Origin of the sequence: Rhizobium etli CFN 42, assembly GCF_000092045.1 — a bacterium.
Lineage (GTDB): Bacteria > Pseudomonadota > Alphaproteobacteria > Rhizobiales > Rhizobiaceae > Rhizobium > Rhizobium etli.
In genome coordinates, this window is the sequence record NC_007761.1 from 2,733,265 (window position 1) to 2,748,702 (window position 15,438).

General features: G+C 63.4%; 15 protein-coding genes and 1 pseudogene. 6 read left to right on the forward strand and 10 right to left on the reverse strand.

The features are described 5' to 3' along the window. Positions 1-94: 94 nt before the first annotated feature. From RHE_RS13415 to RHE_RS13430, 3 genes are all read right to left on the reverse strand, one after another. Positions 95-658, reverse strand: coding sequence for a hypothetical protein (locus RHE_RS13415; protein ID WP_011425870.1), 564 nt, complete (start codon positions 656-658; stop codon positions 95-97). 204 nt (positions 659-862) lie between these two features. Continuing rightward, positions 863-2,143 carry a bifunctional sulfur transferase/dioxygenase Blh gene (blh, locus tag RHE_RS13420; protein ID WP_011425871.1) on the reverse strand — a complete coding sequence of 427 codons (1,281 nt, stop codon included), beginning with the start codon at positions 2,141-2,143 and terminating at the stop codon, positions 863-865. A 398-nt stretch (positions 2,144-2,541) separates the two neighbouring features. Next, entirely contained in the window at positions 2,542-2,916 is a 375-nt protein-coding gene (locus tag RHE_RS13430; protein ID WP_011425873.1) for a VOC family protein, read from the reverse strand. 166 nt (positions 2,917-3,082) lie between these two features. Here RHE_RS13430 and RHE_RS13435 point away from each other — a divergent pair, with 166 nt between their 5' ends. Continuing rightward, positions 3,083-3,613, forward strand: coding sequence for a 2'-5' RNA ligase family protein (locus tag RHE_RS13435; protein WP_042118675.1), 531 nt, complete (start codon positions 3,083-3,085; stop codon positions 3,611-3,613). A 98-nt stretch (positions 3,614-3,711) separates the two neighbouring features. Here RHE_RS13435 and RHE_RS13440 read toward each other — a convergent pair whose 3' ends face one another. Together RHE_RS13440 and RHE_RS33620 are read right to left on the reverse strand one after the other, a co-directional pair. Next, positions 3,712-4,107, reverse strand: coding sequence for a hypothetical protein (locus RHE_RS13440; protein ID WP_011425875.1), 396 nt, complete (start codon positions 4,105-4,107; stop codon positions 3,712-3,714). Positions 4,108-4,158: 51 nt separating this feature from the next. Then, on the reverse strand, positions 4,159-4,437 hold the full coding sequence (locus RHE_RS33620; protein ID WP_166486911.1) for a hypothetical protein: 279 nt from the start codon (positions 4,435-4,437) through the stop codon (positions 4,159-4,161). Here RHE_RS33620 and ftsZ point away from each other — a divergent pair. Next, positions 4,424-5,446 carry a cell division protein FtsZ gene (gene ftsZ / locus RHE_RS13445; protein WP_011425876.1) on the forward strand — a complete coding sequence of 341 codons (1,023 nt, stop codon included), beginning with the start codon at positions 4,424-4,426 and terminating at the stop codon, positions 5,444-5,446. The two genes, RHE_RS33620 and ftsZ, sit on opposite strands and share 14 nt — an antisense overlap. Before the next feature lie 200 nt (positions 5,447-5,646). On the opposite strand, the gene RHE_RS13450 is transcribed toward ftsZ, so the two are convergent. Next, positions 5,647-6,471 carry a helix-turn-helix transcriptional regulator gene (locus RHE_RS13450; RefSeq protein ID WP_011425877.1) on the reverse strand — a complete coding sequence of 275 codons (825 nt, stop codon included), beginning with the start codon at positions 6,469-6,471 and terminating at the stop codon, positions 5,647-5,649. Positions 6,472-6,563: 92 nt separating this feature from the next. Here RHE_RS13450 and RHE_RS13455 point away from each other — a divergent pair, with 92 nt between their 5' ends. Continuing rightward, positions 6,564-7,454, forward strand: coding sequence for an SDR family oxidoreductase (locus tag RHE_RS13455; protein ID WP_011425878.1), 891 nt, complete (start codon positions 6,564-6,566; stop codon positions 7,452-7,454). Between the two features lie 272 nt (positions 7,455-7,726). Here RHE_RS13455 and RHE_RS13460 read toward each other — a convergent pair whose 3' ends face one another. Both RHE_RS13460 and RHE_RS13465 read right to left on the reverse strand, forming a co-directional pair. Further along, a complete protein-coding gene (locus RHE_RS13460) occupies positions 7,727-7,936 on the reverse strand; it encodes a hypothetical protein (protein WP_011425879.1) in 210 nt (69 codons plus the stop codon). 1 nt (position 7,937) lies between these two features. Next, positions 7,938-8,138 carry a hypothetical protein gene (locus tag RHE_RS13465; protein ID WP_020921648.1) on the reverse strand — a complete coding sequence of 67 codons (201 nt, stop codon included), beginning with the start codon at positions 8,136-8,138 and terminating at the stop codon, positions 7,938-7,940. Positions 8,139-8,264: 126 nt separating this feature from the next. Between RHE_RS13465 and RHE_RS33245 the strand changes: the two genes are divergently transcribed. The 3 genes and pseudogenes from RHE_RS33245 (at position 8,265) to RHE_RS13475 (ending at position 9,656) form a co-directional block, all read left to right on the forward strand. Then, on the forward strand, positions 8,265-8,438 hold the full coding sequence (locus tag RHE_RS33245; RefSeq protein ID WP_020921649.1) for a hypothetical protein: 174 nt from the start codon (positions 8,265-8,267) through the stop codon (positions 8,436-8,438). A gap of 178 nt (positions 8,439-8,616) precedes the next feature. After that, positions 8,617-9,251, forward strand: a pseudogene (locus tag RHE_RS13470) (hypothetical protein); the annotation flags it as partial. A gap of 81 nt (positions 9,252-9,332) precedes the next feature. Next, complete coding sequence (locus RHE_RS13475; protein ID WP_011425882.1) at positions 9,333-9,656, forward strand: hypothetical protein; 324 nt, start codon at positions 9,333-9,335, stop codon at positions 9,654-9,656. A 126-nt stretch (positions 9,657-9,782) separates the two neighbouring features. Here the strand turns inward: RHE_RS13475 and RHE_RS34070 are convergent, their stop codons facing one another. Together RHE_RS34070 and RHE_RS31705 are read right to left on the reverse strand one after the other, a co-directional pair. Then, positions 9,783-13,742 (reverse strand): beta strand repeat-containing protein, encoded by a 3,960-nt coding sequence (locus RHE_RS34070; RefSeq protein ID WP_244425742.1) that lies wholly within the window; start codon positions 13,740-13,742, stop codon positions 9,783-9,785. Further along, on the reverse strand, positions 13,645-15,261 hold the full coding sequence (locus RHE_RS31705; RefSeq protein ID WP_011425884.1) for a VCBS domain-containing protein: 1,617 nt from the start codon (positions 15,259-15,261) through the stop codon (positions 13,645-13,647). Before RHE_RS31705 ends, RHE_RS34070 begins: the two co-directional genes overlap by 98 nt. Between the last annotated feature and the right edge of the window lie 177 nt (positions 15,262-15,438).

Below are 15,438 nucleotides of genomic sequence, written 5' to 3' on the forward strand. Positions count from 1 at the left end.
TTGCCGGCCGCTATCTCAACCCGCCTTCGCGCATTCTGCGTAGTGTCCGAAGGCGACGGGGCAGCTTTGAAACGATATGTGTGAAGGCAAGGGCCTAGGGCAGCGCCGGTCCCGGTTGTGCTGCAACAAGCGCGCGGCCGGCCGCTGCACCGGTATGCAGACAGATCAGTCCGATCACGGCGAGAGAATTGATCAAAAGGACCTCGGTGACGACGGCTGCCGAAAAAGCACCATCGCCAGACGGAAGCACTACCGTCGCTGCAAAGAGCACAGCTTCATACGCGACGAACCCGGCGATAAAGGCGCCGGCCATGGTAGCGGCAAGGCCGGCCTCAAGGCAGAGCACGGCGAGTGACGCCGCGAGCGATACGAATGCGGCGATACCGATCGTCAGCCCCCAGGCAAAGCTGTCGAAGGTCTGGGGATAGCCGAGTATGAGATATCCGACCGTCTGGTTGGCAAGCCAGGCGAACAGCACCGCCATGATCGCCATTTTCCGGGGAAGAACGACCGCCGAGACTGCCGCCAGGGCAACGAAAGGCGTGACGCAGGCAAAAAGCAAGGTGAGAGCGACGCTGGCGCCAGCAATGACCGTGACCCAGGCGGCGGCGAAACCGGGAGTTGCCGGGCGCAAAGGAAGCTGATTTCGTTCGAGCATTTTGAAACTCCGTTCCACCGGGCGCACCCCGCCCTACAGCGCAGCGCGTCCTATCGGACGCGCAAAGCACACTGTAACACTTCGAAACTGCTTTCCGAACATCGATTCCGATCTTCCGAAATCACGATGCGGGAGGAAATCATAGGCCAGTTAGGGAAAAAGGCCGGCGAGCTCATGCTGGCCGTCGCCTCCTCGCCGCCGCCGTTACAAGGCGTCCAACGGGATCTTCAGATATCGGCGGCCGTTCTCCTCTGGTTCCGGCAGCCGGCCGCCGCGGATATTGACCTGCAGCGCATGCAGCATCAGCTTCGGCTTGGGCAGCGTGCGGTCGCGCGTCTGCCGCAGCGCCACGAAGCGGGCCTCGTCCATGCCTGCAATATGCGGATTGGCGCGCTTTTGGGCTGCGACCGTGCTTTCCCAGCGCGGGTGACGACCGCCCGGCTGATAATCATGGCCGGAAAAGAGGCGGGTCTCCTCGGGTAGCGACAGGATCGCATGGATGGAGCGCCAGAGGGCGGCCGCACTGCCGCCCGGAAAATCCGTGCGCGCAGTCCCCGAATCCGGCGTGAACATCGTATCGTGCACGAAGGCGGCATCACCAATCACATAGGTCACCGATGCCAGCGTATGGCCGGGCGAAAACATCACACGGCCCGTAAGGCCGCCGATATTGAACGTATCGCCATCGGCAAACAGCCGGTCCCATTGCGAGCCGTCGGTTGCGAGCGCCGGCCAATTATAGATCTCTTTCCAAAGCCTCTGCACATCGGTGACATGGACGCCGATCGCCGTCGGCGCGCCGGTCTTTTCCTCGAGATAATGGGCGGCGGAGAAGTGATCGGCATGCGGATGCGTGTCAAGGATCCACTCGACCGTCATCCGCTCGCTCTCGATGTAAGCCAGGATCGCATCGGCGTTCCCCGTTCCAGTTGCGCCCGACATCTCGTCGAAGTCGAGCACCGGATCGATGACGGCACAGCGCCTCGTCGCCGGATCGGAAACGACATATTGTATGCTGCAGGTACGGGGCTCGAAGAAAGCGTTCACCCGAGGAGTCTGGTTTGCCACCCTTTCCAGCCACCGGCACGCGCCGGCAAGTTCGAAGCCGAGGCTTTCGCCGAAGGTCTGGACGTCCGCCGGCTTCATCCGCCCGTCGAGCACCTCGCCCAGCGCATAGAGGGTCAATGCCCGCGTGCCGCTCTTGCAATGGGCGAAGACCGGTCCCTTCGCCCCAGCCATGGCCGCCTGAAAGGCGCGGATATCGGCCTCGGTAATCTCATTGCCGTTCACCGGCACGAAACTGTAGGAAAGTCCGGCGGCGGCAGCGGAAATCTTTTCTGCAGCATTGCCTGGCTGGCCCGCCTCCTCGCCGTCGGGCCTGGCGTTGATAACGGCGGCGAAGCCCTCCTTGGCGAAATCGGCAAAATCGGCTGGATCGGGCTGCCCCGCCACCGATAGCCGCTCATTGACCCTCACGGGCATCATCGAAGCCTCCGCGCCGCCCTGATCACGCAGTATCGCACGTATAGCGGTACAATCTCACAAGTATATTGCCGAGCGCAAGAATAGAGGCGCCTGCTCTCGCGCTCGCCCGGGCCTTCAAAACGACACCGTCGCCGCCCCTTGCTTGATCTCCGCATGATGGCACTGGCGCCGACGATGACGACGCCGTCGAGCAGATCGTCATGCGCGTAACCTCCCTGCGGCGTGAAGGTTTCCCACAGGTCGAATGCGCCACCGGTCTCGACGGCAGTGGCATGGATGACGACTCTCGCGCCGAACGGCGTCTTCGCAATCCGCTCCCCGCCAGTCAAAGAAACGACGGCTTTTTGAACTCGACATAATCCACCTCCCCGACGGCGATATCTGATGAGGCCGACGTCCTAAGCTTGTGGTTCGTTGATCATTGCCTCGATATTGTATCCATTGGGATCGAGGACGAAGCAGGCGTAATAGTTCCCGGCATATTCCGGCCTCGGGCCGGGCGCGCCGTTATCCCGTGCTCCGGCCTGAAGTGCCGCCTGATAAAAGGCTGCGACCTCAGCCCTGTCTCGCACCCGGAAGGCGACGTGCAGACGCGTGAGCGGCGGCTGGTCGTCGGTGCGCTGGATCTCGAACAGGCTGCCGCCGACGTCGAAGGCCCAGAACACGCCCTCCTTGCCGAAGGCGCGGCGATAGCCAAGGGGTTCAAGAGCGCTTTCGTAGAATGCCTTGCTCTTCTCGAGGTCACTCACAGCGATGGTGATGTGATCGATCATCTCATCTCTCCCATTCCGTTCCTGTCAAGATTGATGCTCTCCCTTCGAGCCTCTCACGCGCATCTCCCGATGGCAATGCGAACCGGCCGCAATCAGTCCTTGCTGCCGCTCGACATCGAATGTGACGTCGGTTTATGGTCTGCAGGAAGGGACCGGATATGCGCAAATGCCTTACGCGATCAGCCTCAAATGTCTGAACGACACCGCCTCGCCGGTTTTCAAGCTCTGGGATGAAGCCGCAACATTCGAAGAGACGGCTTCGATGCGGGCTTTGAACTACCCGCCTCATATCACCCTCGCCGTTTATCAGGAGATTGCGGTCGACCGGTTGGCAGAGGCAGCCGAGCGTGTTTTCCGCATCTCCCCTGCCGTAACGTCAAGCTTTTCAGGGATCGGTTGCTTTGAGAACGAATTCCTGGTCTTATGGGCGCGGCCGAACCAAGACGAGCGCCTCTTCCAGCTGCATGCGGCGCTTCACCGGGAAATCGATCCCGTCCACTGTCACGAGCACTATCGGCCCGACAATTGGGTGCCGCATTGCACGATCGCCACCAAAATCCCGAAGGCAAAAACGCAGGCGGCGATCAACTGGGCAAATCGGAACCGGATGCGATTCCGGGTGACTCTCGATGCCGCAGACTGCGTGAGATTTCCGCCCGTCGAAATCTTGAGCGAAATCGGACTGGCGTCGCAATGATCGTGGAGAGCGCCGGCGCTTTGGCGAAGCCCGCGCCTCTCAAAAGAACGCGGGCAGTGATGGGTCATAACGCGTTTGCCAAGCGCGGATGCGTGAAATCAGTCCTGGCCCTGCAGGCGATCCATCACCTGGAGCAACAGATCGGCGCAAACCTTCGTCGGTTCGTCCTCAGCGCATTTCAGGTCGATCCGTGTATTTCCATCCTCGATCTGAAAACGGGCCGCCTTGGACAGCGGCGGCAGGCGATGACCGCGGTAACCACGGAAGCCCATGTCGTCTCTCGAACCGTGCCACCGGTAGTCGGGGCGGTCTCGGAACTGCTCATCCGGCCCGTGACGCATCACCCTCTCGTCATCAGGCGCAGGCGGGGATGGTGATGCAGGCTCGTTCGCTGCGGGCGGCTCGCCAGCGGGTGGCGGGGCGGGCGGCTGTTGGGCGAAGGCGGTGGCGGCCGATGCTGCAAGGGCAAGACCGGATAGCAAAAGTCTTTGCATGGGGATGTTCCTTTCAGAGAAGACGCATGCCTTAAACACCGCGGCGCGGCTTTAGTTCACGCCCCTTTGGCGCTTGTGATCGAAATCAGCAGCGCGGCTACGACGTTTACCTGCGAACACGCCGTGCTGCGAGACGAAGCGCCATGCGCTTGCCCGCCGTTCGGATTTGCCGGCGCAGAACTGACGGGAACTTCGCGTCAGGCAGGGCGCCAACGCTTCTTTCGCCTCGCCTCTGCCTTGTTGGGCGACTATGCTCAGCGCCGATTCGCTGTCCGCGACGAGGGCGTGCGGAAACGAGATATCAAAGGAGAAGACAATGACGGACGCCAAGAGCGGCATTACCGGGCTGCGGCCGCAAATCACTGTCGTTGGCGTCGGCGGCGGCGGTGGCAATGCGATCAACAATATGATCGCGGAAAAGCTGGCAGGCGTCGAATTCGTCGCCGCAAACACCGATGCCCAGGTTCTCGCCACCTCCAAGGCATCGCGCCGCATCCAGCTCGGCGCGAATGTGACGGAGGGCCTCGGCGCCGGTTCCCTGCCGGAAATCGGACATGCGGCGGCAGAAGAATCGCTCGACGAGATCATGGATCACCTGGCAGGATCGCACATGTGTTTCGTCACCGCCGGCATGGGCGGAGGAACGGGCACGGGCGCAGCCCCTGTTATCGCACGCGCCGCACGGTCGGCCGGCATCCTGACCGTTGGCGTCGTCACCAAGCCGTTTACGTTCGAAGGAAATCGCCGCATGCGGACGGCGGAAGCTGGCATCGAGGCGCTTCGTCAGGCCGCCGATACCGTTATCGTCATTCCCAATCAGAATCTCTTCCGCATCGCCGATGCGAAAACCACCTTCGCCGATGCCTTCATGACGGCCGACCGCGTGCTCTTTGCGGGCGTCGGCTGCATCACCGATCTCATCGTCAAGGAAGGGCTGATCAATCTTGATTTCGCCGACGTGAAGTCGGTCATGCAGGGCATGGGCCGCGCCATGATGGGCACCGGCGAAGCCGCCGGCGAAAGCCGGGCGATGAAGGCGGCGGAAGCGGCAATCGCCAACCCGCTTCTGGACGATATTTCGATGAAGGGCGCCAAGGGCGTGCTGATCTCGATCTCCGGCGGCTCGGATATGACCCTGTTCGAAGTGGACGAGGCGGCAAGCCGGATTCGCGACGAAGTGCAGGACGACGCCGATATCGTCGTCGGGGCGATTTTCGACCGCAGCCTCGACGGCAAATTCCGCGTCTCGGTGGTGGCAACCGGGCTGGAAGGAAACGCTCTATCCGCGTCCCCTTCTCACGCGCCCGCCGAACCGATTCAGACGCGCACGCTGCAGTAATGCGGTCGCTGTTACCACGGCTCGCTCATGGCGGGGCTGGCGGATAAACGTTGCCCCGCCAGTGGAGAATGGGCGGGGCAACGTCGGTACTCGGCCCGTGAAGGCCAATCGAAGAGCATGCCCAAGGCGGCTAATAGGTGAAAAATTCCCGACAGCGGTGAACCAGTTTAGCTGGCTAGCAAATAACGCGGATAAACCCGTCACCCCAGCAAACTCCTGATCTTCCCCGCATCCTCCGCCGTCGCCGGATTGTACACCACCATGCTGAGATCCGGCCGGCCGTCTACCAGAAAGGCCGAATATTCAAAAGACAGCAGCCCGAGCACCGGGTGCTTGATGTGCTTGGCGCCCTCGCCGTGGGTGCGCACGTCGTTGTCGCGCCACATGGCCAGGAATTCCGGGCTTTTGCGGCAGAGTTCGTCGAGCAGCGGCTCCACCTCGGCGGCGGCACCGGCGCGCGCCGCATCCACCCGGAAGGCGGCGACGACGAAGCGGGCTACGCTTTCCCAGTCATATTGGGCGGCGCGCACGCGCGGATCGAGGAAAATGAAGCGCAGCACGTTGCGCTCTTTCGGCGGCAGCGCGCCGTAATCGGTGAGCAGCACGGTCGCCGCCCGGTTCCAGGCGACGACGTCCCAGATCGCGGTGCGGATCAGCGCTGGGCACGGATCGAGCGCGTCGAGCACGCCCTGCAGGCGCGGCGTAACGCCTTCCTCTTTGCGATAGCGCACCTCCGGCAGGCGGCCGAGACCGATGAGGAAGAGGTGTTCGCGTTCGATGTCGGTCAGCATCAGCGCCCGCGAGATCCGGTCGAGCACGTCGGCGGACGGCGCGCCGCCGCGACCCTGCTCCAGCCAGGTGTACCAGGTCGGGCTAATATTGGCGCGGCTCGCCACCTCCTCGCGGCGAAGCCCCGGCGTGCGGCGGCGCTCGCCGGCAAAGCCGAGGGCAGCGGGATCGAGCTTGCCGCGGCGGTCCTTGAGGTAGGCGCCCAGCCGGTTCTCGGAGGTGACGAATTCGCTCATCCTGTTAGCGATTATACCATGATAAGATCACTACTTTACCAGGATACCAGCCTGGTCGATATCTGTCTCCTGTCAAATCAGGAGATATCGACATGCGCGTATTCGTCACAGGAGCCACCGGCTGGGTCGGCTCGGCCGTCGTCAAGGAGTTGATCGCCGCCGGCCATCAGGTTCTCGGCCTCGCCCGCTCGGACAAGGGAGCGGCGGAACTGGCGGCCGCCGGCGCCGAGGTTCAGCGCGGCACGCTCAACGACCTGGAGGGTTTGAAGCGCGGTGCAGCCGAGGCTGACGGCGTCATCCACACGGCGTTCAATCATGACTTCTCGAATTTCGCCGAGAATTGCGCTGCCGACCGGCGCGCCATCGAGGCGCTCGGTGAAGCCCTCCGCGGCTCCAACCGACCGTTGCTCGTCACTGCGGGACTCGGCCATGCGCCTGGCCGCATCGGCACCGAGAAGGACCCGCCGATGCCGACGACGCAGACCTATCCCCGCGCCTCCGAAATCACTGCGGTGGCGCTCGTGGCCCGCGGCGTGCGCGCCTCCACCGTCCGGCTGCCGCCGTCGGTGCACGGCCATGGCGATCACGGTTTCGTGCCGATTCTCATCGAGACGGCGCGGCAGAAGGGCCTCTCCGCCTATATCGGCGACGGGGGCAACCGCTGGCCAGCCGTGCACCGACGCGATGCCGCCCGCGTCTACCGCCTGGCGCTGGAGCGCGGCGCCGTGGGCGGTCCCTTTCTGGCGGTCGCAGAAGAGGGCGTCCCGTTCCGGGAGATTGCCGAACTCATCGGCCGGCGGCTCAACGTGCCGGCCGTCTCGCTGTCGCAGGAAGAGGCGGCGGAGCATTTCGGATGGTTCGCCATGTTTGCCGGCTTCGACGTGCCGACCTCCAGCGTTCACACCCGCGCCCTTCTCGGCTGGCAGCCGACGGAGGCCGGCCTGCTTGCGGATATTGACCACCCGGCCTATCTCGGAGAGTAGGCTTCAACCTGAGGGGGAGATATCTCGGCAACGCAAGCCCCGAAGGCCGGGCGGTGCGCTAGCGGTTGATGGATGCAAGAAGCGATGTTGGAGCGTCCTTCGAGGCTCCGGCCTCCGGCCTACGCACCTCAGGATAAGGAGCTTTGGAGAATGCCGCACCGGTAGGAGGCGCTGGGGGATGCCACGTCAGTTGAGCATTGGAGCGCGCCACCCAAGAGAGACTCGGTGTCCCGCAGGGGGCCCGAAGGATGAGGCGGGCGCGCACCACCATCTCAGCGCATCCGCCCCTCGTTCATATCGGCGGGATCGTAGTTGATGTCCCAGTCCTTTTCGGGCTTCTTCTTGCCGGGCGGGTGCTTGTTCACCGTGGCGTCCTCGGAGCCGGTGATTACGGTCGGCTTTGCGCTCGCCACACCGCTGGCTTTGCGGTCGGCCCGGGATTTGGCGAACTGCCCGGCTGCGTCTTTTTCGGGATCGGCCATGTCATTCGCCTTTCTGCTTCATAGCGTCGGAAATGTCGCTCATTTCGGGATCGCGATTGTTTTCGCCATTGGCGTCGCGATTTTTGTCCGGATCGTCCTTGGCTTTGAGATAGCCGCGCGGCCTATTGCCCTTCGGTCCTTCCCAGCGGGGGGACTGGTCGGTCGTGCCGGGTGCACCGTCCTTGGGGGTGGTCATGCCCATCGTCGTTTCTCCTTGGTTGAGTAGGAAAAACCGCAAAAGCCGGAAAGTGTTCCGGCAGAAAATATGGAACCGTGTCGGCCCCCATGGGTTGGTGAAAGGTCGTGAACCTCGAAAAAGGAGCCGAACATGAGCAAGACCAACGTTCGTGAACTTCAAAAACGCGCCGAACAGCAGGTCAGGAACACCAGCGCCGGCGGCCATCTCGGCGGCACCTATTTCGGCCAGCAACCAGACGGAAAAACAGCGTCGGACACCACCAACGACAGCGCCAAGGCAAGGCCGAACGACGGGAGCAATTGAAGCGGGGCGCCTTTCCTACCGCGTTGGCGGTGATGGGGTATTGCGAAAAGGCGCGCTGTGGGACACCTCCGCGGCACGCCCCTTTCTCGGTCTCTGTTTAACCTTCGCCAAGAGCAAAAGCGTATCGCAACGACCATGAAGAGACGCCCAGCCCGAAGGGCGCAGGTTCGAAGGATGCGAGATCACCATCGACACCACCTATGATCGATCGATCGTTCCGCGCGGGCCCGACGACCCGGTCTATGAGGCGGCCGCGGCCGCGCGGCGCGCCCTCTGGCAGACCCGCGGCGGCGTGCCGGAGGGCTTCGCTGCCGAGCGCGAAACGGCGAACGTCTATAACCAGACGAAATGGTTCGGCCCGCACCGCCGCGTCCTTGCCGTGGATGCGCCGGAAAAGCTCATCCTCTCTACCGACGGCCTCTCGATTCCCTGGGCGGGCATATCCGAGCCTGAAAATGGCGTCGAATGCGAGCTCTTCATGGAATTCGATCCTGCGACGCTGGATTCGACCGGAACGGCAAACTGGGCAAATCTCCTGATCAATCTCGGCGATCTCGTCGCCGACGGCCACCGCGTTGCCCGCGACGTCGAAAAGCATGGCGCCATCCTGTTCTGCCGGCTGACGGAGGATTACGCGCCGCTGACTCGCATCATCCTGAGCTGCGATCCCAGCCGCATCGACGGCTTGCCCTTCGGCTCCGTGCCGCTGATCCGCGCGACACCGGTCGCCGAAGATGAGATCGAGGGCCTGACGAGGACTGGGGAGCGACGGCGGCGCGCCAAGCGCTGGCCAAGCGCGGGATCAGGCTTTAGAGCCGATCATTTCATCGATATGTCATGAAACTTCTCGTCCCGGATCGGCTTTCTACATTGAAGTCAAACAAGGAGCTCCAAATGTCGGGCGAAGCCGAAAATAATGCTAAAACCGCCATCCTTCCAGTTCAGAACCCGCCAGCAGCTGAACAAGCCGCCACTGCGTCCGTGCTCGAAGACATGCAGAAAGCAAGCCCGGAGGCCGGTCAGCCGGAGCCGGCGGCCGAGTTGTTCTCCTGGGAGCTCGATCCGCCGGAACTCGCCAAACTGATCTCCGAGGTGATTACACTGCCGATGGTCCTGTGGTCGACGGGCATATCCCTGACCTATTCCCTCTGGCTGTCTTCGCTGCTTCCCGCACGCGAGACGATCGGCTCGATCAAGCAAAGCGCGGATTACGCTTAGTAATTTCGGCGACCGCGGCCGACCACGCCCCAGCCCCTGCAACCTCCGCCTCTCCGCCCCCCGTTCCACCGAAAATTTGCGGAATGAAGGGCGGGTAGAGAATGCTGGTCGTGAGCACGGACCGCCTCAGCCAAACAAGAAGTCGCCCGAGTTGAAATTGGCAAGCCCGCCGAGGGTCGTGATGTTGTCGAATTCAGCGACCAGCACCGCGCCGCCGGCTGAACTTGGGTTCTGATCGTAGTAGACCGCCACATGGCCGAGATCCGTATTGTGGAACACGAACAATGCCCCTGTGGTTATGTTGCTGTAACCATTGATGGTGCTCTGGACGGTCGCGTTCGTGACGCTCACGTCCGTTTTGATGCCAATCTCCGTTCCGGCAACATTGATCGTGCCGTTGTTTCCTACCTTCACATTGTCCACGCTTGTATTGTTGTTGCCGACGGCGAACTCGAACGTGCCGCCTCCGACGTCCAACTGGAACTTATCCACGGCTGTGCTATTCGTCCCAGCATTGAAGTCGGTCATATGGTTTGTGGTGGTGGTAAACTTTTGGAAAAAGAAGGTATCATCTCCCACGCCCCCGGTCAGGGTGTTGTTGCCAACACCACCGTTTAGGGTGTCGTTGCCGTCTTGGCCGAAAAGAGTGTCGTCACCTCCCAGCCCGAACATCATATCGTTACCGCCACCGCCGTAGAGCACATCGTCGCCCGTTCCACCGGTCGGATTGTCCACCGAATTGCCATTGCCACCGGTGATAATCGTGAATGTCTCGGTCTTTTCGAAGGCCGGCCCTATAGGATCGCCGGTCTGCGTTGCCGTTACCGTCACTGAAAATGTACCGTTCGTCGATAGCGCATTCGAACTGAGCGTATTGCCGGTTATCGAGAACAAGCCCGGATTCGACTGCGAAGCAATGTTAAAGCTGAATCCGCCCGTGTCGGGATCAGTCGCCGACAGCAGACCACTGAACTCGAAACTATTGAAGTTGACATTGTCTGCCGGAACGACCGGCGTCAGCTTAATGTCGGTTGGTGCCTGCCGAGCTGGTCCATCATCTGCGCCGGTGATGGCGACGACGATATTGTAGCTGGCGGTGCCGTCGAGCGAGCTGACGCTCAGCGTATCGCTGACCGCGTCGCCCTGGTTGAGCGCCTGCGTCGCCGCCCGGTTATTGTCGAGCATATAGCTCCAGCTGCCGCTGGCGGCATCGAAGGTGAAGCTGCCATAGATGCCGTTGAGTGAGGCCGGGGCGGCAAACACCGCCTCGCCGTCGTCGACATCGCTGACCGCCAGCTTGCCGGAGGCACTCGGATCGCCGCTGCCGGCCGCCCCCGCCTCGACCGTCGCCCGGTCGTCGGTGACCGTCGCATCGACGACGATCGAAGCCGCATCGTTGGCGCCGGTGATGGCGACGACGATATTGTGGCTGGCGGTGCCGTCGAGCGAGCTGACGCTCAGCGTATCGCTGACCGCGTCGCCCTGGTTGAGCGCCTGCGTCGCCGCCCGGTTATTGTCGAGCGTATAGCTCCAGCTGCCGCTGGCGGCGTTGAAGGTGAAGCTGCCATAGATGCCGTTGAGTGAGGCCGGGGCGGCAAACACCGCCTCGCCGTCGTCAACATCGCTGACCGCCAGCTTGCCGGAGGCACTCGGATCGCCGCTGCCGGCCGCCCCCGCCTCGACCGTCGCCCGGTCGTCGGTGACCGTCGCATCGACGACGATCGAAGCCGCATCGTTGGCGCCGGTGATGGCGACGACGATATTGTGGCTGGCGGTGCCGTCGAGCGAGCTGACGCTCAGCGTGTCGCTGACCGCGTCGCCCTGGTTGAGCGCCTGCGTCGCCGCCCGGTTATTGTCGAGCATATAGCTCCAGCTGCCGCTGGCGGCATCGAAGGTGAAGCTGCCATAGATGCCGTTGAGTGAGGCCGGGGCGGCAAACACCGCCTCGCCGCCGTCGACATCGCTGACCGCCAGCTTGCCGGAGGCACTCGGATCGCCGCTGCCGGCCGCCCCCGCCTCGACCGTCGCCCGGTCGTCGGTGACCGTCGCATCGACGACGATCGAAGCCGCATCGTTGGCGCCGGTGATGGCGACGACGATATTGTGGCTGGCGGTGCCGTCGAGCGAGCTGACGCTCAGCGTGTCGCTGACCGCGTCGCCCTGGTTGAGCGCCTGCGTCGCCGCCCGGTTATTGTCGAGCATATAGCTCCAGCTGCCGCTGGCGGCATCGAAGGTGAAGCTGCCATAGATGCCGTTGAGTGAGGCCGGGGCGGCAAACACCGCCTCGCCGTCGTCAACATCGCTGACCGCCAGCTTGCCGGAGGCACTCGGATCGCCGCTGCCGGCCGCCCCCGCCTCGACCGTCGCCCGGTCGTCGGTGACCGTCGCATCGACGACGATCGAAGCCGCATCGTTGGCGCCGGTGATGGCGACGACGATATTATGGCTGGCGGTGCCGTCGAGCGAGCTGACGCTCAGCGTGTCGCTGACCGCGTCACCCTGGTTGAGCGCCTGCGTCGCCGCCCGGTTATTGTCGAGCGTATAGCTCCAGCTGCCGCTGGCGGCATCGAAGGTGAAGCTGCCATAGATGCCGTTGAGTGAGGCCGGGGCGGCAAACACCGCCTCGCCGCCGTCGACATCGCTGACCGTCAGCTTGCCGGAGGCACTCGGATCGCCGCTGCCGGCCGCCCCCGCCTCGACCGTCGCCCGGTCGTCGGTGACCGTCGCATCGACGACGATCGAAGCCGCATCGTTGGCGCCGGTGATGGCGACGACGATATTGTGGCTGGCGGTGCCGTCGAGCGAGCTGACGCTCAGCGTATCGCTGACCGCGTCGCCCTGGTTGAGCGCCTGCGTCGCCGCCCGGTTATTGTCGAGCGTATAGCTCCAGCTGCCGCTGGCGGCGTTGAAGGTGAAGCTGCCATAGATGCCGTTGAGTGAGGCCGGGGCGGCAAACACCGCCTCGCCGTCGTCGACATCGCTGACCGTCAGCTTGCCGGAGGCACTCGGATCGCCGCTGCCGGCCGCCCCCGCCTCGACCGTCGCCCGGTCGTCGGTGACCGTCGCATCGACGACGATCGAAGCCGCATCGTTGGCGCCGGTGATGGCGACGACGATATTGTGGCTGGCGGTGCCGTCGAGCGAGCTGACGCTCAGCGTGTCGCTGACCGCGTCGCCCTGGTTGAGCGCCTGCGTCGCCGCCCGGTTATTGTCGAGCATATAGCTCCAGCTGCCGCTGGCGGCGTTGAAGGTGAAGCTGCCATAGATGCCGTTGAGTGAGGCCGGGGCGGCAAACACCGCCTCGCCGTCGTCAACATCGCTGACCGCCAGCTTGCCGGAGGCACTCGGATCGCCGCTGCCGGCCGCCCCCGCCTCGACCGTCGCCCGGTCGTCGGTGACCGTCGCATCGACGACGATCGAAGCCGCATCGTTGGCGCCGGTGATGGCGACGACGATATTGTGGCTGGCGGTGCCGTCGAGCGAGCTGACGCTCAGCGTGTCGCTGACCGCGTCGCCCTGGTTGAGCGCCTGCGTCGCCGCCCGGTTATTGTCGAGCATATAGCTCCAGCTGCCGCTGGCGGCGTTGAAGGTGAAGCTGCCATAGATGCCGTTGAGTGAGGCCGGGGCGGCAAACACCGCCTCGCCGTCGTCAACATCGCTGACCGCCAGCTTGCCGGAGGCACTCGGATCGCCGCTGCCGGCCGCCCCCGCCTCGACCGTCGCCCGGTCGTCGGTGACCGTCGCATCGACGACGATCGAAGCCGCATCGTTGGCGCCGGTGATGGCGACGACGATATTGTGGCTGGCGGTGCCGTCGAGCGAGCTGACGCTCAGCGTGTCGCTGACCGCGTCGCCCTGGTTGAGCGCCTGCGTCGCCGCCCGGTTATTGTCGAGCATATAGCTCCAGCTGCCGCTGGCGGCATCGAAGGTGAAGCTGCCATAGATGCCGTTGAGTGAGGCCGGGGCGGCAAACACCGCCTCGCCGTCGTCAACATCGCTGACCGCCAGCTTGCCGGAGGCACTCGGATCGCCGCTGCCGGCCGCCCCCCGCCTCGACCGTCGCCCGGTCGTCGGTGACCGTCGCATCGACGACGATCGAAGCCGCATCGTTGGCGCCGGTGATGGCGACGACGATATTGTGGCTGGCGGTGCCGTCGAGCGAGCTGACGCTCAGCGTGTCGCTGACCGCGTCGCCCTGGTTGAGCGCCTGCGTCGCCGCCCGGTTATTGTCGAGCATATAGCTCCAGCTGCCGCTGGCGGCATCGAAGGTGAAGCTGCCATAGATGCCGTTGAGTGAGGCCGGGGCGGCAAACACCGCCTCGCCGTCGTCGACATCGCTGACCGCCCGCTTGCCGGAGGCACTCGGATCGCCGCTGCCGGCCGCCCCCGCCTCGACCGTCGCCCGGTCGTCGGTGACCGTCGCATCGACGACGATCGAAGCCGCATCGTTGGCGCCGGTGATGGCGACGACGATATTGTGGCTGGCGGTGCCGTCGAGCGAGCTGACGCTCAGCGTGTCGCTGACCGCGTCGCCCTGGTTGAGCGCCTGCGTCGCCGCCCGGTTATTGTCGAGCATATAGCTCCAGCTGCCGCTGGCGGCATCGAAGGTGAAGCTGCCATAGATGCCGTTGAGTGAGGCCGGGGCGGCAAACACCGCCTCGCCGTCGTCAACATCGCTGACCGCCAGCTTGCCGGAGGCACTCGGATCGCCGCTGCCGGCCGCCCCCGCCTCGACCGTCGCCCGGTCGTCGGTGACCGTCGCATCGACGACGATCGAAGCCGCATCGTTGGCGCCGGTGATGGCGACGACGATATTGTGGCTGGCGGTGCCGTCGAGCGAGCTGACGCTCAGCGTGTCGCTGACCGCGTCACCCTGGTTGAGCGCCTGCGTCGCCGCCCGGTTATTGTCGAGCGTATAGCTCCAGCTGCCGCTGGCGGCATCGAAGGTGAAGCTGCCATAGATGCCGTTGAGTGAGGCCGGGGCGGCAAACACCGCCTCGCCGCCGTCGACATCGCTGACCGTCAGCTTGCCGGAGGCACTCGGATCGCCGCTGCCGGCCGCCCCCGCCTCGACCGTCGCCCGGTCGTCGGTGACCGTCGCATCGACGACGATCGAAGCCGCATCGTTGGCGCCGGTGAGCGAGATTGAGACATTTGCCTCGCTCAACGTGCCATTGCCGAGCCGTATCGCGTAGACGAAACTGTCTTTGAGGATCTCACCGGCAGACACCGTGTTGATATCCGCGCCCGAGCCCGCGATGCCGCTTCCATCGCTAATACGGTATTCAATCTTTCCATTGTTGATTCTGACCCAATTGCCGAGCAGGGTCGTCTCCCAGGCAGATGCCCCATTCGCTCCGACGTCTTTCGCAAGAAGCTCATAGTCAGTGGTAATTGGATTGCCGTCTCCGTCTTCGACCGAGAAGAGGGATTTGGCATTCCCACCAAGATCATTCGACATCACGTCAAGGGTTATGGTTTTGGTGGCCGCATTATAGAGCTGGAGACTGAGCAGCTGATCTTCCGTCCAGATGTAAGAATCATCCTTCGCCTGTGGCGTATTGGTGAAAGAAGTCGTGCTGCCACCGGTGCTTTGCGTAGCCATTAATATACCCCCATAACACAAAACAAGTAACCGGGAAATGATTCAAGACTATTCAGGAAAACACGCCATGCATGAACGCGCAGTCACCCCGGTATTGCCGAGGCAAACACCATTTTTCTTAAACAAGAACCGGAATACTCCCCACTCCTAATAAAGTGTTAACATATATACTGTTAA

What these genes read in the sequence shown, in the direction of transcription:
- RHE_RS13415 (WP_011425870.1), bottom strand. Translation starts at nt 658, where the DNA reads ATGCTCGAACGAAATCAGCTTCCTTTGCGCCCGGCAACTCCCGGTTTC.
- blh (WP_011425871.1), bottom strand. Translation starts at nt 2,143, where the DNA reads ATGATGCCCGTGAGGGTCAATGAGCGGCTATCGGTGGCGGGGCAGCCC.
- RHE_RS13430 (WP_011425873.1), bottom strand. Translation starts at nt 2,916, where the DNA reads ATGATCGATCACATCACCATCGCTGTGAGTGACCTCGAGAAGAGCAAG.
- RHE_RS13435 (WP_042118675.1), top strand. Translation starts at nt 3,083, where the DNA reads ATGCCTTACGCGATCAGCCTCAAATGTCTGAACGACACCGCCTCGCCG.
- RHE_RS13440 (WP_011425875.1), bottom strand. Translation starts at nt 4,107, where the DNA reads ATGCAAAGACTTTTGCTATCCGGTCTTGCCCTTGCAGCATCGGCCGCC.
- ftsZ (WP_011425876.1), top strand. Translation starts at nt 4,424, where the DNA reads ATGACGGACGCCAAGAGCGGCATTACCGGGCTGCGGCCGCAAATCACT.
- RHE_RS13450 (WP_011425877.1), bottom strand. Translation starts at nt 6,471, where the DNA reads ATGAGCGAATTCGTCACCTCCGAGAACCGGCTGGGCGCCTACCTCAAG.
- RHE_RS13455 (WP_011425878.1), top strand. Translation starts at nt 6,564, where the DNA reads ATGCGCGTATTCGTCACAGGAGCCACCGGCTGGGTCGGCTCGGCCGTC.
- RHE_RS13460 (WP_011425879.1), bottom strand. Translation starts at nt 7,936, where the DNA reads ATGGCCGATCCCGAAAAAGACGCAGCCGGGCAGTTCGCCAAATCCCGG.
- RHE_RS13465 (WP_020921648.1), bottom strand. Translation starts at nt 8,138, where the DNA reads ATGGGCATGACCACCCCCAAGGACGGTGCACCCGGCACGACCGACCAG.
- RHE_RS33245 (WP_020921649.1), top strand. Translation starts at nt 8,265, where the DNA reads ATGAGCAAGACCAACGTTCGTGAACTTCAAAAACGCGCCGAACAGCAG.
- RHE_RS13475 (WP_011425882.1), top strand. Translation starts at nt 9,333, where the DNA reads ATGTCGGGCGAAGCCGAAAATAATGCTAAAACCGCCATCCTTCCAGTT.
- RHE_RS34070 (WP_244425742.1), bottom strand. Translation starts at nt 13,742, where the DNA reads ATGCGACGGTCACCGACGACCGGGCGACGGTCGAGGCGGGGGGCGGCC.
- RHE_RS31705 (WP_011425884.1), bottom strand. Translation starts at nt 15,261, where the DNA reads ATGGCTACGCAAAGCACCGGTGGCAGCACGACTTCTTTCACCAATACG.